We start from the raw sequence: 21,123 nt of genomic DNA, 5'->3' as shown, positions 1-21,123 counted from the left end.
GCTGCCCCGACGTCGCCCCGGACCTCCCCCCGGTCCCCGCCTCCGCCCAGGCCGAGGTCGACCGCAACCTCGGCCAGCTCGCCACCCAGATCGACGAGGCCAACCAGCGCCTCGTCGACACCGTCGGCCAGGGCGGACCCGACTTCGTCCAGAACGCCATCCTCGGCCCCCTCGAGGACAAGCGCGTCGCCGCCATCAACCGCATCGCCACCGCCATCGGCCGCACCGCCGAACGCCCCGCCGGACTCGACTCCCTGGCCGCCTGCACGCTCGACGCCCAGGGCGCGGCGGACACGGGAGGGCAGGCAGGCGGCGACGGCGTCGGGGAGGAAGCCACCGCACCGCCCGCCGACGACGCCGGTCAGGGAGCGGACCGGGGCGACGCGGGCCAGGAGGACGGGGGCGGCGCGGGCGATGCCGGTAACGCCGCTGTGGGCACGGTCGGCTGCCCCGACGTCGCCCCGGACCTCCCCCCGGTCCCCGCCTCCGCCCAGGCCGAGGTCGACCGCAACCTCGGCCAGCTCGCCACCCAGATCGACGAGGCCAACCAGCGCCTCGTCGACACCGTCGGCCAGGGCGGACCCGACTTCGTCCAGAACGCCATCCTCGGCCCCCTCGAGGACAAGCGCGTCGCCGCCATCAACCGCATCGCCACCGCCATCGGCCGCACCGCCGAACGCCCCGCCGGACTCGACTCCCTGGCCGCCTGCACGTTCACCAAGTGACGTGACAGGCGCCGTGGCCGCCCCGCACACGCCGGCCGGGGCGGCCACGGGAGGGTCCCCGGCACCGTCCGGACTCCCCCTCCACCCCTTTCCTTTTCCTCAGACAGGCGAACGAACCGGGTCCATACTCGGTGGACATGGGAAAGACCTATGAGCGCATAGACGGCCGCCTGCGCACGTTCATCGAGGCGCAGCCGGTCTTCTTCACCGCGACCGCACCCCTGTCCGCCGACGGCACGGTCAACCTCTCACCCAAGGGCCTCACGGGGTCCTTCGCGGTTCTCGACGAACTCACCGTGGCCTACCTCGACTTCGCCGGTTCCAACGCCGAGACCATCGCCCATCTGCGGGAGAACGGCCGCATCACCCTGATGTGGTGCGCCTTCCAGGGGCCGCCCGCCATCGTGCGCGTGCACGGCCGCGGCGAGCCCGTCTTCCGGGACGACCCGCGCTTTTCGGACCTGCTCGCCCGCTTCCCCGCCATCGACCCGACGGCCCACGGCCTGCGCGCGATCGTCGTCGTGACCGCCGACCTCATCCGCGACACCTGCGGCTACGCCGTCCCCCACATGGCGTACGAGGCGGACCGCGACCTGCACGGGAAGCGGTTCGCGCGCGAGGACGACACCTCACTGGACGCGTACTTCACCAAGAAGGACCACGTCGCGACGAGCCTCGACGGCCTTCCCGGGCTGCCCCTGCCGCTGCCCCCGTCCCCGCGCCCCTCCACGTCCACGCCCGTGCCCACCCCCACGCCCGCGCCCGCGCCCGCGCCCCGGGACGGGTGACGGCCTCACGCTCCCGTCCTGCCTCCGGACACCGCTGAACGCTCCCGTTCCACGGCACGTATGTGTGGGCCAAGGGTCAAGTCCCACGGAGGAACCGTGACCACCACGCTCGCAGGCGGACGTGCCGCCCGCCGCCAGACGATGCGCCGCATCCGTCCGCGCCGCTCCCCCGCCGTGCCCCTGCTGCTCGCCGTGGGGGCGGGCGCGGTGGCCGTGCTGTGGTTGTGGTGGAACAACACACCGTCCATCTCGGACACCACCGGCCGGATCATCGCCGCGGGCCGCATCACCGGTCTGCTGGGCGGCTATCTGATGGCCCTCGTGGTGCTGCAGATGGCCCGGGTGCCCGCGCTGGAGCGCCGGGTGGGCTCGGACCGGGTCGCCCGCTGGCACGCGATGAGCGGGCGCTACACCGTCAGCCTGGTCGTCGCCCACGTCTTCCTCATCATGTGGGGCTACGCCCTCCAGGCGGGCAGGGGTCTCGGCGACATCGTCCAGCAGACGATCACCTCGGTCGGTCAGCTGCCGGACATGGGCAAGGCCGCCATCGGCACGGGTCTGCTGTTCCTGATCGCCTTCCTCTCGATCGGCCCGGTCCGCCGCCGGCTGCCGTACGACAGCTGGTACCACGTGCACCTGCTGACGTACGCGGCGATGTACCTGACGTTCTGGCACCAGATCACCACAGGCAACGAGTTCGCCGTGGAGCCGTCCGCGAAGACCTTCTGGTACGGGCTCTACGGCGCCGTCACCGCACTGGTCCTCTGGTACCGGGTGATCACCCCGGTCCGGCTGAACCTGCGGCACCGGATGCGGGTCGAGGCGGTCGTCGAGGAGACGCCGGGCATCGTGTCGGTGCTGATCGGCGGGCGCAGGCTGCACCGCATCGGCGCCGAGGCGGGGCAGTTCTTCCGCTGGCGGTTCCTGGCGCCGGGGATGCGGTTCAGCTCCCACCCGTACTCGCTGTCGGCGGCGCCCCGCCCCGACATGCTGCGGATCACGGTGAAGGCGATCGGCGACCACACCACCCGGCTGCGCGAGCTGGAGCCCGGCACCCGGGTGTGGGCGGAGGGCCCCTACGGGGCGCTGACCGCCCAGCGCCGCAGCCGCGGCAAGGTGCTGCTGGTCGCCGGCGGCGTGGGCATCACGCCGATGCGGGCCCTGTTCGAGACGCTGCCCGGCGCCTCCGGCGACATCACCCTGCTCTACCGGGCCAACAGCACCCATGACCTGGCCCTGTGGAGCGAGCTCGCCAAGATCGCCGACGAGCGCGGCGCCCGTCTGATGTACGCGGTGAACAGCCCCGAGGGAGAACGCCCCGACATCTCCGCGGAGAGCCTGCGCCGCAAGATTCCCGACATCGACGACCACGACGTCTTCATGTGCGGCCCGCCCGGGTTCGCCCAGTCGGTCTACGACGCACTGCGCGGCGCCGGGGTCCCCGCCCGCCGTATCCACCACGAGTCGTTCGAGATGTGAGCGACGGGTCATCCACACCCATCAGGAGCTTGAGAAACGATGAGGAAGAGTCACCCCGTCCGGCGTGCCGTGCTGGCCACCGCCGCCACCGTCTCCGGGATCGTGCTGCTGCTGACGCTGAAGCCCGATTCCGACCAGGGCTCGGCGGACGCGGCCGGCGCCGTCCCGCCCGCGGCCGCGCAGTCCCCGCAGGGCGGCACCCAGGCCATCGCGAACGGCACGGTCACCGGTGAAGCGGCCGACACCCAGTACGGCGCGGTGCAGGTGCGCCTGACCGTGAGCGGCGGAAGGATCACCAAGGCCGAGGCCGTCCAGTCCCCCAAGGGCGGCCAGAGCGACCAGATCAACGCCAACGCCGTACCGAAACTCAACCAGGCCGCGGTCGCCGCGCAGGGCGGCGAGATCGACGCGGTGTCCGGCGCCACCTACACCAGCGCCGGATACAAGAAGTCGCTGCAGTCCGCCCTGGACAAGGCGAAGGCCGCCGGAGCCGCCGGGAGCGGGGGCGACTCCGTCCAAGACGGTTCCGCCGGTGACGCCTCCGCCCAAGACGGTTCCACCGGGAGCGGGCGGGGCGAAGGGGGCGGGAACGCCCAGGCCGCCCTCGAGGACGGCGCGGTGACCGGTGACGCGGCGCAGACGGAGTACGGAGCCGTGCAGGTCCGGATCACCGTCGAGGGCGGGAGGATCACCAAGGCCGAGGCGGTGCGGGCTCCCAAGGGCGGCCAGAGCGACCGGGTCACCAACCTGTCGGTCCCGAGGCTCAACCAGGCCGTCGTGAAGACCGGCGGCGCGGACATCGACGCCGTGTCGGGGGCCACGTACACCAGCGCCGGATACAAGAAGTCGCTGCAGTCCGCACTGGACCAGGCCGGTGGCTGAGACGGTGGCCGGGTCCGCACAGGCTCCCGCCGCGGTGCGTCGCACCGAGGAGACGATGGGGACCGTCTTCTCCTTCGACGTCCGCGGCGGGGAATCCGCCGCCGTGCACGCGGCGTTGGAGGACGCGGCTGCCGGGCTGCGCCGCGTCGACAAGGTGTTCAGCACCTACCGCGACGACTCACAGATCTCGCGGCTGGCACGCGGCGAGCTGGCGGTCGGGGAATGCGACCCCGAGGTCGCCGAGGTCCTGGAGCTGGCCGCGGAGGCGGAACGGGTGAGCGACGGCTGGTTCAGCACGCGCTACCGCGGCCGGCTCGACCCGACCGGCATCGTCAAGGGCTGGGCGACCGAGCGGGCCGCGCGGCGGCTCGCTCGGGCCGGGGCGGTCGGGGTGAGCCTCAACGGCGGCGGCGACGTGCAGCTGCTGGGTACGCCGGGCGCCGGGCGGCCGTGGCGGGTGGGGGTGGCGGACCCGCTCCGTCCGGGCGGCCTCGCGGCCGTCGTCTCCGCCGCCGGGGCCGACGAGCTGGCCGTCGCCACCTCGGGCACCGTCGAGCGCGGCGATCACATCGTCGACCCGCGCACCGGCCGCTCCGCGGTCACCGACCTGGTCGCGGTGACCGTGGTGGCGCCCAGGCTGACCTGGGCCGACTGCTGGGCCACGGCCGCCTTCGCGATGGGGTCGCGGGAGGGCCTCGCCTGGCTGGAGACACTGCCCGGCGTGGAGGCGCTGCTGATCACCGCGGGCGACGAGGTGCGCTGCACGGGGGGCCTGGCGTCCCGTCTGGGGTGAGGGGCGCCGGGCCCCGTGAGCGGCAAGCGGCCCCGCGGACCCGTTCAGTTCCCGTTCTGCGCCAGCCTCAGCATGTGCTCGGCCAGCGCCTGTCCGCCCACCGGGTCGCGGCTGATCAGCATGAGGGTGTCGTCACCCGCGATGGTCCCCAGGATGTCGTGCAGTTCGGCCTGGTCGATCGCCGAGGCCAGGAACTGGGCGGCGCCCGGCGGGGTGCGCAGGACGACGAGGTTGGCGGACGCCTCCGCGGAGATCAGCAGCTCCTGGGAGAGCCGCCGCATCCGTTCCTCCTTCGCGGACTCCCCGAGCGGTGCGCGCGGAGTGCGGAAGCCTCCCTCGCTCGGCACCGCGTAGATGAGGTCGCCGTCGGTGTCGCGGATCTTCACCGCGTTCAGCTCGTCCAGGTCCCGGGAGAGCGTCGCCTGGGTGACGGTCAGTCCGTGGTCGGCGAGCAGCTTCGCCAACTGGCTCTGCGAGCGCACGGGTCGCCGGTTGAGGATGTCCACGATCCGGCGGTGGCGCGCGGTGCGGGTCTGCGGTACGGCAGGCCCGGCAGGCTGTCCGTGGTCCTGATCGTGGCTCATCGTCGTCTCATTCTCCGGTCGTCCTCGGGGCGTGCTCCGGACGCCTCGTGATCCGGTTCATCGCCCTGCCCGTCGTCCGGGTCTCGCCCGGCTCGTCGTCCGGCTCACTGTCCGGCTCGTCCCTCTGCGTCCGCCGCCCGGCCGACGGCGTCCAGGATGCCGGGCAGCGCCCCGAGGAAGGCGTCCACCGTGTCCTCCCCGAGGATCAGCGGCGGCATGAGCCGTACGACATCGGGAGCGGGCGCGTTCACCAGGAAACCGGCATCCTGAGCCGCCTGTTGCACCCGGGGCGCGAGCGGTTCGGTGAGCACGATACCCAGGAGCAGGCCGACACCCCGGACATGGCTGATCAACGGGTCGCCGAGGGACTCGATCCCGTCGCGCAACCGCTCGCCCTGCCGCTTGACGTTCTCGAGCAGCCCTTCGTTCTCGATGGTGTCGAGGACGGCGAGTCCGGCGGCACAGGCGACCGGGTTGCCCCCGAAGGTCGTGCCGTGCTGGCCGGGGTGCAGCAGGCCCGCGGCGCGTCCGAAGGCGACCGTCGCGCCGATCGGCAGCCCGCCGCCGAGCCCCTTGGCGAGGGTGACGACGTCGGGCAGGACACCTTCGTGGGCCTGGTACTCGAACCAGTTGCCGGTGCGGCCGATGCCGGTCTGCACCTCGTCCAGGACGAGCAGCGCGCCCGTGGCTGCCGTGATGGCGCGGGCGGCCTTCAGATAACCGGGCGGGGGCACCACGACCCCGTTCTCGCCCTGGACCGGCTCGATGATCACCAGCGCCGTGTCGTCGGTGACCGCGGCGGCCAGCGCCTGCGCGTCGCCGTAGGGGACGTGGGTGACGTCCCCGGGCAGCGGTGCGAACGGCTCCCGCTTGCCCGGCTGGCCGGTGAGCGCGAGGGCGCCCATGGTGCGGCCGTGGAAGCCGCCGTCGGTGGCGACCATGCGGGCCCGGCCGGTGAGCCGTCCGATCTTGAACGCGGCCTCGTTGGCCTCGGCCCCCGAGTTGCAGAAGTAGACCCGGCCGTCGCGGCCGAAGAGCCTCAGGAGCCGTTCGGCGAGCGCAACGGGCGGCTCGGCGACGAACAGGTTGGAGACATGGCCGAGGGAGGCGATCTGCCGGCTGACGGCCTCGACGACGGCCGGGTGGGCGTGGCCGAGCGCGTTGACGGCGATGCCGCCGACGAAATCGGCGTACTCCTTGCCGTCGGCGTCGCGGACGGTGGTGCCCACGCCGCCGACCAGGGACAGCTTCGGAGTGCCGTAGTTGTTCATGAGCGCGCGCTGCCAGCGCGCGCTCAGCTCCTCGTTGCTCATGACTCCCCCTGTGCGTGCGGTGTCCCGTCGGGCACGACCATGGTGCCGATGCCCTCGTCGGTGAAGATCTCCAGCAGGATCGAGTGCTGGACCCGGCCGTCGATGACGCGGGCGGTGGTCACGCCGCCTCGGACGGCGTGCAGGCAACCCTCCATCTTCGGCACCATGCCGGAGGACAGCTCCGGCAGCAGCTTCTCGAGCTGGGACGCGGTGAGGCGGCTGATCACCTCGTCGGAGTTCGGCCAGTCCTCGTAGAGCCCCTCGACGTCGGTGAGGACCATGAGGGTCTCGGCGTCCAGAGCAGCAGCGAGTGCCGCAGCCGCCGTATCAGCATTGACGTTGTAGACATGGTGGTCGTCCTGGCTCCGGGCGATGGACGAGACGACCGGTATACGGCCGTCGGCGAGCAGGGCCTCGATGGCACCGGTGTCGATCTCGGTGATCTCGCCGACCCGTCCGATGTCGACGGACTCGCCGTCGATCTCGGGCCGGTGGCGGGTCGCGGTGAGGGTGTGCGCGTCCTCGCCGGTGAGGCCGACGGCGAAGGGGCCGTGCCGGTTGAGCAGTCCGACCAGCTCGCGCTGCACCTGTCCGGCGAGCACCATCCGTACGACGTCCATGGCGTCCTCGGTGGTCACCCTGAGGCCGGCCTTGAACTCGCTGACGATGCCGTGCCGGTCGAGCGCGGCGCTGATCTGGGGGCCGCCACCGTGCACGACGACCGGCTTGAGGCCGGCATGCCGCAGGAAGACGACGTCCTGGGCGAAGGCGTTCTTCAGTTCCTCGTCCACCATGGCGTTGCCGCCGAACTTGATGACGACGGTCTTCCCGTGGTGCCGGGTCAGCCAGGGCAGTGCCTCGATGAGGATCTGCGCCTTGGGCAGGGCGGTGTGCTTGCGGGTGGTGCTCATGAGGAGTACGCGCTGTTCTCGTGGACGTAGTCGGCGGTGAGGTCGTTGGTCCAGATGGTGGCGGTCGCGTCACCGGCGCCCAGATCGGCGACGATGTGGACCTCGCGGTAGCGCATGTCGACCTTGTCGCGGTCCTCGCCGACGCCGCCGTTCTTGCACACCCAGACGCCGTTGATGGCGACGTCGAGTCCGTCGGGCTCGAAGGCGGCCTTCGTCGTGCCGATCGCGGACAGCACCCGGCCCCAGTTGGGGTCCTCGCCGTGGATGGCGCACTTGAGGAGGTTGTTGCGGGCGATGGAGCGGCCCACCTCGACGGCGTCGTCCTCGGTCGCGGCGCCCACCACCTCGATCTTGATGTCCTTGCTGGCGCCCTCGGCGTCACGGACGAGCTGCTGTCCGAGGTCGTCGCAGACGGCGCGTACGGCCTCGGCGAACTCCTCGTGGGCGGGGGTGACGCCGGTGGCGCCGGAGGCGAGCAGCAGCACGGTGTCGTTGGTGGACATGCAGCCGTCGGAGTCGACGCGGTCGAAGGTGACCCGGGTGGCGGCGCGCAGGGCCCGGTCCAGCGCCTCGGCTTCGACGTCGGCGTCGGTGGTGAGGACGACCAGCATGGTGGCGAGGCCGGGGGCGAGCATGCCGGCGCCCTTGGCCATGCCGCCGACGGTCCAGCCGTTCCTCGTCACGACAGCGGTCTTGTGCACGCTGTCCGTGGTCTTGATGGCGATGGCGGCCTTCTCGCCGCCGTGCTCGGACAGCTGACCGGCGGCCGTCTCCAGCCCCGGCAGCAACTTGTCCATGGGGAGGGTGACGCCGATGAGCCCGGTGGAGCAGACGGCGATCTCGCCCGCGCCCGTACCGAGGATCTCCGCGGCCCGCTCGGCGGTGGCGTGGGTGTCCTGGAATCCCTTGGGGCCCGTACAGGCGTTGGCACCACCGGAGTTGAGGACGACGGCGCCGACCTGGCCGCTCTTGAGCACCTGCTCGGACCAGAGTACGGGTGCGGCCTTGACTCGGTTGGAGGTGAAGACGCCCGCGGCGGCGCGGCGCGGCCCGTTGTTGACCACGAGGGCCAGGTCGGGGTTGCCGTTCTCCTTGATCCCGGCGGCGATGCCCGCCGCCGTGAATCCCTTTGCTGCCGTCACACTCACGGCGCGACTCCGATCGTGGTCAGTCCGGTGGACTCGTCGAGCCCGAGGGCGATGTTCATGCTCTGCAGGGCGCCGCCCGCGGTGCCCTTGGTGAGGTTGTCGATGGCGCTGATCGCGATGATCCGCCCCGCGGCCTCGTCGTACGCGACCTGGACCTGAACGGCGTTGGAACCGTGGACGGACGCCGTCGCGGGCCACTGGCCCTCGGGGAGGAGGTGGACGAAGGGTTCGTCGGCGAACGCCTTCTCGTAGGCGGCCCGGACGGCCGCGGCGGTGACGCCGGGCCGGGCCTTGGCGGTGCAGGTGGCGAGGATGCCGCGGGGCATCGGCGCGAGCGTCGGGGTGAAGGAGACCAGGACCCGCTCCCCCGCCGCGGCGCTGAGGTTCTGGATCATCTCGGGGGTGTGCCGGTGGACGCCGCCGACGCCGTAGGGCGACATCGACCCCATGACCTCGCTGCCCAGCAGATGCGGCTTGGCCGTCTTGCCGGCGCCGGAGGTGCCGGAGGCGGCGACGATCACCGCCTCGGCCTCGGCGAGGCCCGCCGTGTACGCCGGGAACAGGGCGAGCGAGACGGCGGTCGGGTAGCAACCGGGCACCGCGATGCGCTTGGACCCCTCCAGCGCGGCGCGGCCACCCGGCAGTTCGGGCAGGCCGTAGGGCCAGGTACCGGCGTGCGGGGAGCCGTAGAACCTCTCCCAGTCGCCGGTGTCGGCGAGCCGGTGGTCGGCGCCCATGTCGACGACGAGCACGTCCGGCCCGAGCTGCTCGGCGACGGCGGCGGACCGGCCGTGCGGCAGCGCGAGGAAGACCACGTCGTGCCGTCGGCCCTGCCCGGCGAGCACCTCGGCCGTGGTCGGCTCCAGCACCCGCTCGGCGAGCGGCACCAGATGCGGCTGCAGACTCCCGAGCCGCCGGCCGGCGCTGGAGTTCCCGGTCAGCGCACCGATCTCCACCCCCGGGTGCGCGAGCAGCAGCCTCAAGAGCTCCCCGCCCGCATATCCACTGGCCCCGGCCACAGCCACTCGTACGCTCACGGAAACCTCCTCATCGATGGCATGACTATACGTACATGCGCACGTTTATGCAACGGGGGCCGGGACGAGACGCGAGGCCACGGCCCGGCCGCGGTGGCCGCGGGCGGCGAGAGGGCGGGCCAGGAGGACGAACGCGGCGCGCAGAGCGAGGTAACCGACCGTTCCGGCGACCATGTGGACGGCACCGGGCCCGCTCGTCACGGCCGCTTCGGGGGATCCGGCGGGAAAGCCCGCGCCGGCGTCGGCCGGGAAGGCCGCCGCGGCCCAGAAGGAGGCACCGAAGACACCGACCAGGACCGGGCTCCGGGCGCCGCCCGTGCCCCCGCCCGGCACCCGGCGCAGACCGACCGCACCCGCGACCAGCAGGGCGCCGGCGAGCAGGAAGTTCACCGTCCGGACCCAGCCCGCCTCACCGAGCGCGAGCCGGCTGATCGCGTTCCGGCGGAAGTCGAAGCCGTCGGGCGAGTCCCTGCGCAGCGCCGACCGCGGGGAACACCGGACCCGCCGCCATGCCACCGGCCAGACACCGACGCACTGCCGCGCGGGACGCGGGCGCCACGGGAGCGACGCGCTGTGACGCGCTGTGACGCGCTGAGCGTGTGGGTCATGAACGAGCCTTCCTCGCGTGGTGTCGTCGCTCGTCCGACCGGCAGAGACCGGCGAAGTCATCGCTCCGAACGGTGCGAGCCGGATCACGGGCACCCGGCCGCTCCCACGGAACACGCCTCGCCCGCCGCCCGTGGGCCCACTGCAGCGCTCCGTCACAGCCGGACGTGACGCTGGGGTCCCGTCCATGCGGGAAGGGCCGGGAGCGGTCGACCGGGCGGGGCTGAAGCACGACTACGGGTCCGCCGAGGACGTGCCCGGCCTGCTGCACCGGTGCGCCCGACCGGATCGGGCACAGGATGTCGGGTCCGGCGGGGCGCGTGCCGCCTAGCGTGGTGATCGCACACAAGAAGGAAGGGGACCGGGCGTGCTGGAGCGGCTCAACCAGGCCATGGAGCACATCGAGCGCCACCTCGACGGGCCCGTCGACGTGGCGGGGCTGGCGCGTATCGCGACGACCTCGGAGTATCACCTGCGCCGGATGTTCTCCGCGCTGGCGGGCATGCCGTTGTCGGAATATGTCCGGCGTCGGCGGCTGACCGTGGCGGGCGCCGAGGTGCTCGCCGGCCGTGAGTCGCTGCTGGAGGTCGCGGTGCGCTACGGGTACGGCTCCGGGGAGGCGTTCGCACGGGCGTTCCGCGCCGTGCACGGGGTCGGTCCGGGCGAGGCCCGGCGCACCGGCTGCGCACTCGTCTCCCAGCCCCGGTTGACCTTCCGCCTCACTGTCGAAGGGAGCAGCAGCATGCGCTACCGAGTGGTGGACCGGCCGGCCTTCACCGTCGTCGGCCCCAAGGCCCGGGTACCGCTGGTGCACTCGGGGCCGAACCGGGCGATCATCGACTTCGTGCGCGGCATCGACCCGCGGACCGTGGAACGCCTGGAGGAACTGTCGGACCAGGATCCGCAGGGCATCGTCGCGGTCTGCGACGACCTGGACCCCAGCCGCGCCGAAGGTACCGAACTCGATTACTACCACGGGGTGCTCACGTCCGCGACCGCCCCCGAGGGGACGACGTCCCTGGCCGTCCCGGCGGGCACCTGGGCCGTCTTCACCACCTCAGGACCGGCTCCCCAGGCCATCCAGGAGCTGTGGCGGGACGTGTTCGCCCAGTGGTTCCCGTCAAACCCGTACCGCGGCCGCCACGGCCCGGAAATCCTGTGCACCCGCCTCTCCCCGGACGGAACCGAAGCAGACGCCGAACTGTGGCTGCCGGTGGAGCGGGAGTGAACACGGCGCCGGGGCGCCGACTGTCACCAGTACGAGCGCTTCAGCCGAGCGGGCGGGCCGGCTGAAGCGCTCGGCCCCGCCGAAGGCGCAGCCGCGGAAACAGCCCTACCGGCTTCGGTCGTCTCGACCAAGATGAAGGGACCGGCCATGCCGGCATTCTCCTCGCTGCCCAGAGTCACGACCTGGATCTCGACCGTCGGCTTCCGTCCGGCCAGCAGAACCTGTTCCCACTGGCCACGCGACACGTCCTGGCCGCCGATCGGCCTTCGCGGCACGGACTCGTCGATGACGAAGCTCATCAGCGGCTGAGGGCTCCTGACACGGACCTCTTGACGCCCTCTTGACGCGCCGGGCGTGCCGCGACTCGTCGGGCAAGGGCGTCCTCGTCGAGCGGCGGACGCATCATCCCGAACACCGCCTGCGCGTACTCCTTTGTCTGCGGCAGCCCCGGCACCGCCTGATTCGCGTACACGTGCAGTCCGGCCGCTTCCGCCTCCAGCCTCGCCGCGTCCCGGAAGAACGCCGGGTACCGCGCCCTCGCGACCTCCTCCTTCATCCCCTGGAGGACGCCGCCGGCGTCCAGGAGGCCGTCCGCCCGGTCGATGGACTTCGGCGGCGGGGCCCGGCGGCCCTGTTCGTACGCGGCGATCGTCGAGGCCGGGCAGCCCGTCGCCGGACCGAACCCGGGCCGTTCCAGGCCCGCCCGGATCCGGAACCGCTTCAGCTGCCGCCCGAAGGCCCGCAGGATGCCGGAGTTCGCCCCCGCTTCCCGCTCGTCTTCCTCCGCGCCGGGCTCCTCGGCAGCCCGTCCCATCAGTTCGCTCCTGTGCATCACCGCCTCTCTTGTCAACGCGGCTCCGCGTCGAAGCGGCACGCTCCGCCCCGCACACACGCACCGACGGGCGACGTACAGCGCCCAGGCGTGTGCGCGCCGTTCGCCTCATCGCGCGAGCACCCGTCCGCACCCGACTTGATAGGCAAGTCATTGCTTGCCTATCGTGGCCGGCATGGCGGAGGACGTCTTCAAGGCGCTGGCCGATCCCACCCGTCGGCGCATCCTCGACGAGCTGGCGGAACGGGACGGTCAGACGCTGTTCGAGATATGCACGCGATTGGTGACCAAGCACGGCCTGGGGCTGTCCCGCCAGGCCGTCAGCCAGCATCTGGGCGTACTGGAAGCCGCCGGACTGGTCCGTACGCGGCGCCAGGGCCGTTACAAGTTCCATGATCTGAACACCGAGCCCCTCGAGCACATCGCGGCCCGGTGGCTCAAACCCGACAGACCGGAGAGCACGCCATGAGGATCCATCTGACCAGCGCCTTCGTCGACGACCAGGAGAAGGCCCTTCGCTTTTACACCGAGGTGCTGGGATTCGTGAAGAAGCACGACCTCCCGCTGGGCGGGGACCGGTGGCTGACCGTGGTCTCGGCAGAGAACCCCGAGGGGACCGAACTGCTGCTCGAGCCCTCCCGCCATCCCGCCGTGGCGGCGTACAAGACAGGGCTGGCCAAGGACGGCATCCCGGCCCTCTCCTTCGCCGTGGACGACGTACACGCGGAGTTCGACCGGCTGCGCGGGCTCGGAGTGCGGTTCACCCAGGAGCCGCTGGAAATGAGCCAGGTCACCACCGCGGTCCTGGACGACACCTGCGGCAACCTGATCCAGATCGTGCACAGCAGGTAAGGACCCGGGGGCGCGCCTTCCCCCGGGCCATGCCCTCAGGCGGCGGCCTCGGTGCCGAACCAGCCGGAGAGCCAGGCGGCCGCGGCCGCGACGGAGCCGGGCAGCGGGCGCCCGGCACCCCGGCTGACGAACCACGCACATCAGCCGCCTCCGGCCGGCGGGGCGCGCACGAAAGCCACCGTGGCGCCCTGCGGCAGATGCGGAGCGAGCCGCGCGAACGACGCCTCGTCCGCTCCCCGCCCGTGCAGGGTGACGGCCGGCGGTGCACCGGGCCTGCGGTCGGGTCCGACGGACCAGGCGGCGGTGCACGGCACGGCTACCGCACCCCTCGAACGGTGCGGGGCGGGGCAAAGCGCAGGCGAGGACTCCGGCCGGGGGCCGGGCGCGGCCGGGCACACCCCAGCTGCTTGAAAATTGAAGCAAAGGCGGCCATGGTTTAGCTTGAACCTTCAAGCTTGCCGGAACGGGCTGCCGCTCAGTGACGTGCGGCACCCCCACCCGACCGCCTTCGACGTCCCCTTTCGAGGAGTCCCCCCATGACCAGCCCCACCAGCACCTTGCCCCACCCCGCCTCCGCCTCCGCCTCCGGTCAGGACACCCCCGCCGCCCCCGCCCGCGCCTACGACGCCGGGCTGCTGGTGCTGCGTCTCGTGCTCGGCCTGACGATGGCCGTGCACGGCGCGCAGAAGCTGTTCGGCTGGTTCGGCGGGGGCGGGATCGAGGGCACCGGGATGTACTTCACGTCCCTCGGCTACCCCTCGCCCGAGGCGTTCGCCGTCGTGGCCGGGCTCACCGAGACCCTGGGCGGGCTCGGCCTCGCGCTCGGTCTGCTCACCCCGCTGGCCGCCGCGGCCGTCGCCGGCACGCTGGTCAACGCGATCGTCGTGAAGTGGAGCGGCGGTTTCTTCGCCCCGGAGGGCGTGGAGTACGAGCTCCTCATCACCCTGGCCGCGGTGGCGCTCGCCCTGACCGGCCCCGGCCGGATCGCCGTGGACCGGCTGCTGCCCCGGCTGCGCTCGCACCGCCTCGCGTACGGCGTCGCCGCGGTCGTGCTCGGTGCCGTGGTGGCCGGCGTCACCCTGCTGCTGCGTCACTGAGGCCCGGCAGGCGGGTTCCCGGCCGGTACCGGGTGCGGGCCGCCGCCCCGAGGACGGCGGCCCGCACCCGGACCGCTAGCGCTGCCTGATCCTCAGGAACGTCACCGAGTTGGCCGGGAACGTGTACGTGAACCCGTCGGACACGCCCCGGAGCGTGGACGTGACCGGGGTCACCGGCGTGTCCGTCCCGGTGTTCACCGCGTCCGCGTCGGCGGCCAGGGTGGTCACCCGGGCGGTGGAGGCGGTCCTCGCACCGCCGAGGTCGATCTCCGTGCGGGCCTCGGCCGGCTGGGCGTTGACGACCTTGACGATCAGGTCACCGGTCCGGTCGTCCTCGGTGACGACCTGGCGGAACGGCTCGGCCGGCTTGTCGTCGGTGAAGCCGCCCCATTCCTGTCCGTCGAGGTAGAGGGTCACCTGGCGGCCGCGCACCTTGATGTCGATGTCGTAGGCGCGGCCCGTCTCGATCGACCCGGCCTTGGAGAGCAGCGTCGACTTGCCGCCGTCCGCGGCCTGCTCGACCGCGGACTGGGTGTTGTTCCAGCCGCCCAGGTTCCACCAGTAGTGGTTTCCGGTGTCCTTGACCCCGAAGGCGACGAGGAAGCCTTCCTTGCCGGACTTCTTGGTCGCCCTCACGTGCAGGTCGTAGTTCTGCCAGGCCGGGTCGCCCGCCGTGACCAGGGTGTTCTCGGCGGCCTCGTCGGTCTGGACGTACTGACCGTCCTGGACGCTCCAGCTGCCGCCGCCACGGTGCGTCCACTGCGAGGCGTCACCGGAGAAGTCGTCGCTCAGCAGGGTCGCGCCGTCGGCGGCGGTCACCCGCACGTCGTCGTAGGCGGCGCTGGTGGCCCAGGTCGACAGGCCGACCGCGCCGCTGATGGGGCCGCTGACGTCCGGGGTTCCGCTCGCCTCGGACGGGACGACACGGTCCCCGGCGTTGGTCATGAACAGCTTCTGGACCTCGTAGTTGACCGAGCCCCAGGAGGCGTGGTTGTTGAACCAGATCATGTCCGGCGACCACTGCACGTAGTCCTCGTTGGCCAGCAGCGGTGCGTACGAGGCGAGTTCGACGATGTCCGCGTTGCGTTCCAGGCCGGTCATGAACGCGGCTTCGGCCAGGCCGTTCTTCCAGGTGTTGCCCTGTGAGGCGTACTCACCGAGGAAGACCTTCGGGCCGCCGCGGTCGTAGGAGTCGTAGCGGTCGTTGTTCTGCAGGAACCACCGCGGGCTGTTGTAGTAGTGCTCGTCGACCATGTCGACGTCGCCGTCGCGGTTGAGCTGCCAGAGGGTGTCGAAGGTCGTGCCGGTGTCGTCCGGGCCGGAGTTGGAGACGACGGTGATGTCCGGGTACTCGGCCTCGATCGCCGTGCGGAACCGCTCGAAGCGGGCGTAGAACTCCCTGGGCAGGTTCTCCTCGTTGCCGACCCCGATGTGGGTGAGGCCGAAGGGCTTTCGGTGGCCCATCTCGGTACGCACCCTGCCCCAGGTCGAGTCGGCCGGGCCGTTGGCGAACTCGATCAGGTCGAGGGTGTCCTGGATGTGCCGCTCCAGCAGCTCCTCGTCGTCCGTTGCCCTGTTCTGTCCGCACCCGGTGACCAGTGCGGGCACGACCGGGAGCGGCATCGCCCCGACGTCCTCGGCGAACCGGAAGTACTCGTAGTAACCGAGGCCGTAGCTCTGGTTGTAGCCCCAGAAGTTGGCGTTGGTGGCACGCTCCTCGACCGGTCCGACGGTGTCCTTCCACTGGTAGGAACGCTTGCGCTGCCAGCCGGAGTCCTCGCTGTAGTCCTCCATGGACCCGGTGTTGACCAGACAGCCGCCGGGAAAGCGGACGAATCCGGGGTTCAGGGCGGCGATCTTCTCGGCGAGGTCCTTGCGCAGGCCGTTTCGCTGCCCCTTGTAGGTGTCGCGCGGGAACAGCGACACCATGTCGAGGGCGGCGGCGCCGGAGGAGGCGACCGCGAGGCGGCCGCGGCTGCTGGTGCGGGTCGCGGTGAAGGTGGCCTCGTACCGGGCCCAGTCGCCCCTGACGGCCACCCGGCGGGCGTTCGCGAGGGCGCCGGCGGCGTCCTTGAGCGTGACGGCGAGGGTGCTGCCGCTCTCGGCGCGGGCCCAGACGGAGAAGTCGTACCGCTTGCCCTGCTCCACCCGGATGCCGGTGTTGTAGCCCGCGTTCGTGACGGACGAACCGGCGCCCAGGGAGAGGTAGGTGCGGTTGCGTTCGTTGAGCCGACCGGAGTCGTCGCGCGCCTCGGCCGTGCCGCCGGTCGTCCAGGAGGTCAGGGGCGTGTAGGAGCCGTTGTCGGCGGTGGAGTACTCGAAGGACCGGTTCTGCACGAGCTCGGCGTACAGCCCGCCGTCGGCGGCGCGGTTGATGTCCTCGAAGAAGACGCCGTACATCGTGTCGTCGATCGCGGCGCCCTCGGCGCGCGGGTCGACGGTGATCGTGTAGTCGGTGACGTCCTCGGCGTGCGCGGGGGCCGGCAGCAGGGCGGCGGCGGCCAGTAACGCGGTGGTGGTGAGCCCCGTTCCGAGGCGGGCGCGGGCGCGTGGACGGGTGCGGGCGGTGCGTGACATGGATACTCCGCGGCTCTCGGTAGGAGTGGGTGGAGCTTCGCCTGGCATGCTCGAGATCTGTTCGGTATTTCGAGCGACGGTCAGCACTTCGAACGGCAAGATAGGGAGGAGACAGGAGCACGTCAATGGCTCGTGCGCGACGGAGACGACGGGGAGCGGTGCGGGATGGGCGATTTCTGGCCGGTACCGGACGCACTGGCCTATCTGAAGGGGAGCTGGCGGGTGTCCCGGACCGTGCGGGACCTGACGAGCGGCGGTCTCGGACGGTTCGAGGGCACCACGTCTTTCGGCCCGCTGAGGGGCGACGGCCCACCGGAGGACGGCGGCCTGCCGGAGGACGGCGGCCTGCCGGAGGACGGCGGCCTGCCGGAGGACGGCGGCCTGCTGTACCAGGAGTCCGGCACCTTCACCTGGCAGGGCGTTTCCCGCCCCGCGGAACGCACCCTGCGCTTCCTGCCGGCGGCGGGCCGCGGGTCGCGCCCCGGCGGCGCGGTGGACGTGCGGTTCGCGGACGGCCGGCCGTTCCATCGCCTGGACCTCTCGGCAGGCCGGTACGTCGCCGACCACCCCTGTTCCGCGGACCTCTACCGGGGCGAGTTCACCGTCCGCGACCAGGAGCGCTGGCGGACGGTCTGGCGGGTGCGCGGTCCGGCCAAGGACCTCGTGCTCGACACCGGCTACGTCCGCGTGGACCGGCCGGCCACCACCCCCGGCCGGTGAACGGTCACCGCCACCCGGACGGCGAACGGGGCCCGGATCCGCGCCGGCCGGGCGGCGAACGGGGCCTAGATGCGCGTCGGCCGGGCGGCGACCCCTTCGATGCGCAGGCTCCAGCGGCCCGCCCGTCCGGCGACGCCGACCCGTGACAGCGAGCGGACGTCGATGTTCCAGTAGGTCGCGGGCGGCGCCTTCAACGCGTACACCAGCGCGGCGCGGATGACGGACGGTTCGGCCACCGCGACGACCCGGCAGTCCTCCTCGGCGGGCCGGGTGTCGAGCCAGTTGCCGACGCGGGTGATGAAGTCCAGCAGCGACTCCCCGCCGTGCGGGGTGGCGCGCGGGTCGGCGAGCCAGACGTCCACGGCCTCCGGTTCGCGGGCCATCGCCTCCCCCAGGGTCAGCCCGCGCCAGCGGCCCATGGCGCAGTCGCGCAGGGCGAGCTGGACCAGTGGGGTGTAACCGAGGCCCTCCCCGGTGGCACGGCTGCGCGGGTTCGGCGAGCAGTAGCGCAGATCGGCCGCGGCGAGCGGCAGCAGCTCACGGGCCACTCGCTGCACATCGTCCCACCCTGCACGGTCCAGTGGCCGGTCGTCCTCGAAACGCTCGGTCAGTCGCGAGGCGCTTCCCGCTGCGGCAACGAACGTGACCCGAAGTGCCATGCCGCGATGGTCGGTCTCCGAAGTACGCAAATCAAGGGGTGCGGCCAGGGCGTTACCCGGAGTCCATCAGGCGGCACGGCACCGATCGGGACCTGCCGGACAAGTCACGCGAAGCTCCCGCGTCCGCGCCCCGCCTGGCCCAGTACCTCGTCGCAGGCGGCACGAAGTCGCCGTACGCCCTCGGTGATCTCCCCGGTGCCCGCGACCGCGGCGAAGCTCAGCCGCAGGTGCGAGGCCGAGGGCTCGGCGCTGAAGTACGGGCGGCCCGGGGTGACCGCCACGCCGGCCCGCAGGGCCGCCGCGGTCAGGGCGGACTCTCCCCCGGGGCCGAAAGCCGGGGAGGTGCCCCCGGTGCCGTCGGGCAGGCGCAGCCACAGGTGGTAGCCGCCGGCCGGGATGTGCGGCAGGGCGAGTTCGGGCAGCCGGAGCCGGAGCGCGGCGGTCATGGCGTCCCGGCGGGCTCCCAGCTCGGCGGAGACCGAACGCAGATGGCGCGGCCAGGCGGGCGAGCCGACGAGTTCGAGCGCTGCCTCCTGGAGAGGGCGGGGGACGAAGAAGGTGTCGACGATCTGGATGGCGCGCAGCCGTTCCAGGACCGGGCCGTGCGCGGCCAGGGCGCTCACCCGGAAGCTCGGCGAGGTCGCCTTGGTGAGCGAGCAGACGTGGACGACGACGCCGTCGGGGTCGTCGGCGGCCAGCGGGCGCGGGAGCGGGCCCGCGTCCTCGTGGACCAGGCGTCGGACGAAGTCGTCCTCGACGACGAACGCCCCCGCCTCGCGTGCGATGCGCAGTACCTCGCCGCGCCGTTCGGGGGCGAGTACGGCGCCGGTGGGGTTCTGGAACAGGGGCTGGCAGACGAAGACCCGGGCACCGGTGGCGCGGAAGGCGCCGGCGAGCAGCTGTGGCCGTACGCCGTCCGCGTCCACCGGGACGGGCACCGGGCGCAGTCCGGCGGCACGGGCGACGGCCAGCATGCCGGGGTAGGTGGGCGATTCCACGAGGACGGGGGCACCGGGCGGGGCGAGCGCGCGCAGGGCGGTGGTCAGCGCGGACTGGCCGCCCGCGGTGATCAGCACCCCCGCCGCGGTGACCGCGCCCCCGATGCTGCGGGCGAACCACTCGCGCAGCTCCAACAGCCCTTCCACGGGCGGTCTCCCCCAGGCTCCCGGCCGGCGCCCGGCCCGGGACAGCGCCGCCGCCATCGCGCGCTCCGGCTGCAGCGAGGGGTGGAGATAGCCGCCGTTGAACTCGATCACGCCGGGCGCCGGGGCGGCGAGCGAGACCAGGACGCCGGAGGCGTCGACCGAGCGCGGGACGAGATCGGCGGCACCGTCGGCGCTGAGGGCGACCTCCTGCCAGGAGGTGTCACCGGCCGCGGCGGCCGGGGAGGCGGGGCGGGCGACGGCACGGAACGCGCCGGCGCCGGGCCGGGTCACCACCAGCCCCTCGGCGGCGAGCTGCGCCAGCGCCCGCGAGACGGTCACGGGGCTCACCCGGAACCGCTCCACGAGGGCCCGGCTCGACGGGAGCTTTCCACCTGGCGAGTAGCGGTCCAGCTCCTGCCGCAGTCGATCCGCCAGTTCGGCAACGCTGCTACGCTCATGCATGAGAACACAGAGTAGCGCTACTACCGTGCCCCCGATAGCGGTCCCCGCCCGACGGGACCGGGCCGGCTTCGGCACCCTGCAGGCCGCCCTCGGCGTCATCGCCTTCTCTCTCACCTTCCCGGCCACCGCCTGGGGACTGGAGGGCTTCGGCCCCTGGTCGCTGGTGGCCGTGCGCTGCGTGCTGGCGGGGCTGATCGCCGGCGGCTGCCTGCTCGCGGTGGGGACGCGGGCGGGGGCCCCGGATACGGAAGCGGTGGGGACGCCGGCGGGGGCCCCGGAGGCGGAAGCGGCGGGGGCCCCGGCGCGCCGCCGGAAGGGTCTGACGCGGTGGCGCGGTGTGCCGTTGCCCGCCCGCAGGCACTGGCCGGGGCTCGTGGTGGTCGCCGCCGGGGTCGTCCTCGGGTTCCCGCTGCTGACCACGCTGGCCCTGCAGACGTCGACCACCGCGCACGCGGCGGTCGTGGTCGGCCTGCTCCCGCTCACCACCGCGCTGTTCTCCGCCCTGCGCGTCGGCTCCCGCCCGTCACGCACCTTCTGGGCTGCGGCGCTGGCCGGTGCCGCCGCGGTGGCGGTCTTCACGGTGCGGCAGAGCGGCGGCGCGCTGACCACGGCCGATCTGTACCTCTTCGCGGCGCTGGTGGTGTGCGCGGCCGGGTACACGGAGGGCGGCAGGCTGGCCCGGGTGATGCCGGGCTGGCAGGTGATCGGCTGGGCGCTGGTGCTGTGCCTGCCGCTCGCCGTACCGGCCGCGGCCCTGGCGCTGGCCGTCGAGCCGGTGCGGCTGACCGCGCACAGCGTGGCCGGAGTGCTGTGGGTGGCGGCGGGGTCCCAGTTCCTGGGGCTGGTCGTCTGGTACCGGGGCATGGCGGCGATCGGCATCCCCCGGGCCAGCCAGCTCCAGCTCGCCCAGCCGCTGCTCACCCTGGTGTGGTCGGTGTTCCTCCTGGGCGAGCACCTGACCGCGGCCGCCCCGCTGACGGCGGCGGCGGTACTGGTGTGCATCGCCGTCACCCAGCGGGCCCGCGGCTGAGGAACCCCCGTCGCACGCACCCGGGGTGTGCTTCGACAGTCCCGTCCGGCCCGCGACGCCCGGCACGGCGCCTCGCCGCGGTGCCGGGACCGTCCCCGTGCACCCGCGGACGGCCTCCGCCCTGCGGCGCACCGCACCGGACACCGCGGGCCCTGCCCTTGGGGCGGACGGCGCCGCTTTCGCAACAGGTCCTGGCGGCGAAGTACCGGACCGCCCGTCGGACGCCCTGCCGGAGGGCCGGATCCGCCGTAGACT

The 21,123-nt window shown here is 72.7% G+C and carries 22 protein-coding genes; 11 read left to right on the top strand and 11 right to left on the bottom strand.

All coding sequences use genetic code 11. The features are described from left to right. The 5 genes from ORI94_RS32815 to ORI94_RS32795 form a co-directional block, all read left to right on the top strand. The coding region (locus ORI94_RS32815) for a hypothetical protein (RefSeq protein ID WP_266082412.1) at window positions 1-725 on the top strand (725 nt) is incomplete at its 5' end. Window positions 726-862: 137 nt separating this feature from the next. Beyond that, window positions 863-1,513 (top strand): pyridoxamine 5'-phosphate oxidase family protein, encoded by a 651-nt coding sequence (locus ORI94_RS32810; RefSeq protein ID WP_266082410.1) that lies wholly within the window; start codon window positions 863-865, stop codon window positions 1,511-1,513. A gap of 96 nt (window positions 1,514-1,609) precedes the next feature. Beyond that, window positions 1,610-2,992 (top strand): ferredoxin reductase family protein, encoded by a 1,383-nt coding sequence (locus ORI94_RS32805; RefSeq protein ID WP_266082407.1) that lies wholly within the window; start codon window positions 1,610-1,612, stop codon window positions 2,990-2,992. 39 nt (window positions 2,993-3,031) lie between these two features. Next, window positions 3,032-3,874 carry an FMN-binding protein gene (locus ORI94_RS32800; protein ID WP_266082405.1) on the top strand — a complete coding sequence of 281 codons (843 nt, stop codon included), beginning with the start codon at window positions 3,032-3,034 and terminating at the stop codon, window positions 3,872-3,874. Next, complete coding sequence (locus tag ORI94_RS32795; RefSeq protein ID WP_266082403.1) at window positions 3,867-4,667, top strand: FAD:protein FMN transferase; 801 nt, start codon at window positions 3,867-3,869, stop codon at window positions 4,665-4,667. Before ORI94_RS32800 ends, ORI94_RS32795 begins: the two co-directional genes overlap by 8 nt. A gap of 44 nt (window positions 4,668-4,711) precedes the next feature. Here ORI94_RS32795 and ORI94_RS32790 read toward each other — a convergent pair whose 3' ends face one another. The 6 genes from ORI94_RS32790 to ORI94_RS32765 form a co-directional block, all read right to left on the bottom strand. Beyond that, the gene (locus ORI94_RS32790) at window positions 4,712-5,251 is read right to left on the bottom strand and encodes an arginine repressor (RefSeq protein ID WP_266082401.1); all 540 of its coding nucleotides are present in this window, start codon (window positions 5,249-5,251) and stop codon (window positions 4,712-4,714) included. Between the two features lie 104 nt (window positions 5,252-5,355). Continuing rightward, complete coding sequence (locus tag ORI94_RS32785) at window positions 5,356-6,564, bottom strand: acetylornithine transaminase (protein WP_266082399.1); 1,209 nt, start codon at window positions 6,562-6,564, stop codon at window positions 5,356-5,358. Further along, a complete protein-coding gene (gene argB, locus ORI94_RS32780) occupies window positions 6,561-7,475 on the bottom strand; it encodes an acetylglutamate kinase (protein WP_266082397.1) in 915 nt (304 codons plus the stop codon). The genes ORI94_RS32785 and argB overlap by 4 nt, the downstream gene beginning before the upstream one ends. Beyond that, window positions 7,472-8,623, bottom strand: a complete 1,152-nt coding sequence (gene argJ, locus ORI94_RS32775) for a bifunctional glutamate N-acetyltransferase/amino-acid acetyltransferase ArgJ (RefSeq protein ID WP_266082395.1) — start codon at window positions 8,621-8,623, stop codon at window positions 7,472-7,474. Before argJ ends, argB begins: the two co-directional genes overlap by 4 nt. Beyond that, window positions 8,620-9,660: an N-acetyl-gamma-glutamyl-phosphate reductase gene (argC, locus tag ORI94_RS32770; protein ID WP_266082393.1), complete on the bottom strand. Its 1,041-nt coding sequence runs from the start codon at window positions 9,658-9,660 to the stop codon at window positions 8,620-8,622. Before argC ends, argJ begins: the two co-directional genes overlap by 4 nt. Before the next feature lie 45 nt (window positions 9,661-9,705). Then, window positions 9,706-10,176: a DUF998 domain-containing protein gene (locus tag ORI94_RS32765; RefSeq protein WP_266082391.1), complete on the bottom strand. Its 471-nt coding sequence runs from the start codon at window positions 10,174-10,176 to the stop codon at window positions 9,706-9,708. 457 nt (window positions 10,177-10,633) lie between these two features. Between ORI94_RS32765 and ORI94_RS32760 the strand changes: the two genes are divergently transcribed. After that, on the top strand, window positions 10,634-11,494 hold the full coding sequence (locus ORI94_RS32760; RefSeq protein ID WP_266082389.1) for an AraC family transcriptional regulator: 861 nt from the start codon (window positions 10,634-10,636) through the stop codon (window positions 11,492-11,494). A gap of 23 nt (window positions 11,495-11,517) precedes the next feature. Here ORI94_RS32760 and ORI94_RS35425 read toward each other — a convergent pair whose 3' ends face one another. Both ORI94_RS35425 and ORI94_RS32755 read right to left on the bottom strand, forming a co-directional pair. Next, on the bottom strand, window positions 11,518-11,793 hold the full coding sequence (locus ORI94_RS35425) for a Scr1 family TA system antitoxin-like transcriptional regulator (RefSeq protein ID WP_323056112.1): 276 nt from the start codon (window positions 11,791-11,793) through the stop codon (window positions 11,518-11,520). After that, window positions 11,793-12,308: a Scr1 family TA system antitoxin-like transcriptional regulator gene (locus ORI94_RS32755; RefSeq protein ID WP_323056111.1), complete on the bottom strand. Its 516-nt coding sequence runs from the start codon at window positions 12,306-12,308 to the stop codon at window positions 11,793-11,795. The genes ORI94_RS35425 and ORI94_RS32755 overlap by 1 nt, the downstream gene beginning before the upstream one ends. Before the next feature lie 193 nt (window positions 12,309-12,501). On the opposite strand from ORI94_RS32755, the gene ORI94_RS32750 reads away from it, so the two are divergent. From ORI94_RS32750 to ORI94_RS32740, 3 genes are all read left to right on the top strand, one after another. Continuing rightward, window positions 12,502-12,795 carry an ArsR/SmtB family transcription factor gene (locus ORI94_RS32750; protein ID WP_266082387.1) on the top strand — a complete coding sequence of 98 codons (294 nt, stop codon included), beginning with the start codon at window positions 12,502-12,504 and terminating at the stop codon, window positions 12,793-12,795. Continuing rightward, on the top strand, window positions 12,792-13,178 hold the full coding sequence (locus ORI94_RS32745; protein ID WP_266082385.1) for a VOC family protein: 387 nt from the start codon (window positions 12,792-12,794) through the stop codon (window positions 13,176-13,178). The genes ORI94_RS32750 and ORI94_RS32745 overlap by 4 nt, the downstream gene beginning before the upstream one ends. Before the next feature lie 536 nt (window positions 13,179-13,714). Beyond that, on the top strand, window positions 13,715-14,275 hold the full coding sequence (locus ORI94_RS32740; protein ID WP_266082383.1) for a DoxX family protein: 561 nt from the start codon (window positions 13,715-13,717) through the stop codon (window positions 14,273-14,275). Window positions 14,276-14,350: 75 nt separating this feature from the next. Here ORI94_RS32740 and ORI94_RS32735 read toward each other — a convergent pair whose 3' ends face one another. Then, window positions 14,351-16,852: an alpha-L-arabinofuranosidase C-terminal domain-containing protein gene (locus ORI94_RS32735; RefSeq protein ID WP_266082381.1), complete on the bottom strand. Its 2,502-nt coding sequence runs from the start codon at window positions 16,850-16,852 to the stop codon at window positions 14,351-14,353. 165 nt (window positions 16,853-17,017) lie between these two features. Between ORI94_RS32735 and ORI94_RS32730 the strand changes: the two genes are divergently transcribed. Beyond that, complete coding sequence (locus tag ORI94_RS32730; RefSeq protein ID WP_266082379.1) at window positions 17,018-17,572, top strand: DUF6314 family protein; 555 nt, start codon at window positions 17,018-17,020, stop codon at window positions 17,570-17,572. Between the two features lie 65 nt (window positions 17,573-17,637). Here the strand turns inward: ORI94_RS32730 and ORI94_RS32725 are convergent, their stop codons facing one another. Beyond that, window positions 17,638-18,231 carry a histidine phosphatase family protein gene (locus tag ORI94_RS32725; RefSeq protein WP_266082377.1) on the bottom strand — a complete coding sequence of 198 codons (594 nt, stop codon included), beginning with the start codon at window positions 18,229-18,231 and terminating at the stop codon, window positions 17,638-17,640. A gap of 104 nt (window positions 18,232-18,335) precedes the next feature. Beyond that, the gene (locus ORI94_RS32720) at window positions 18,336-19,838 is read right to left on the bottom strand and encodes a PLP-dependent aminotransferase family protein (protein WP_266082375.1); all 1,503 of its coding nucleotides are present in this window, start codon (window positions 19,836-19,838) and stop codon (window positions 18,336-18,338) included. Between ORI94_RS32720 and ORI94_RS32715 the strand changes: the two genes are divergently transcribed. Beyond that, window positions 19,837-20,868, top strand: coding sequence for a DMT family transporter (locus ORI94_RS32715; RefSeq protein ID WP_266082373.1), 1,032 nt, complete (start codon window positions 19,837-19,839; stop codon window positions 20,866-20,868). The genes ORI94_RS32720 and ORI94_RS32715 overlap by 2 nt on opposite strands. The last annotated feature ends 255 nt before the right edge of the window (window positions 20,869-21,123 follow it).

Source organism: Streptomyces sp. NEAU-W12 (assembly GCF_026242095.1).
GTDB lineage: Bacteria > Actinomycetota > Actinomycetes > Streptomycetales > Streptomycetaceae > Streptomyces.
Note: the sequence above shows the minus strand (reverse complement) of the source record. Positions and strands in the feature narration are given on the sequence as shown.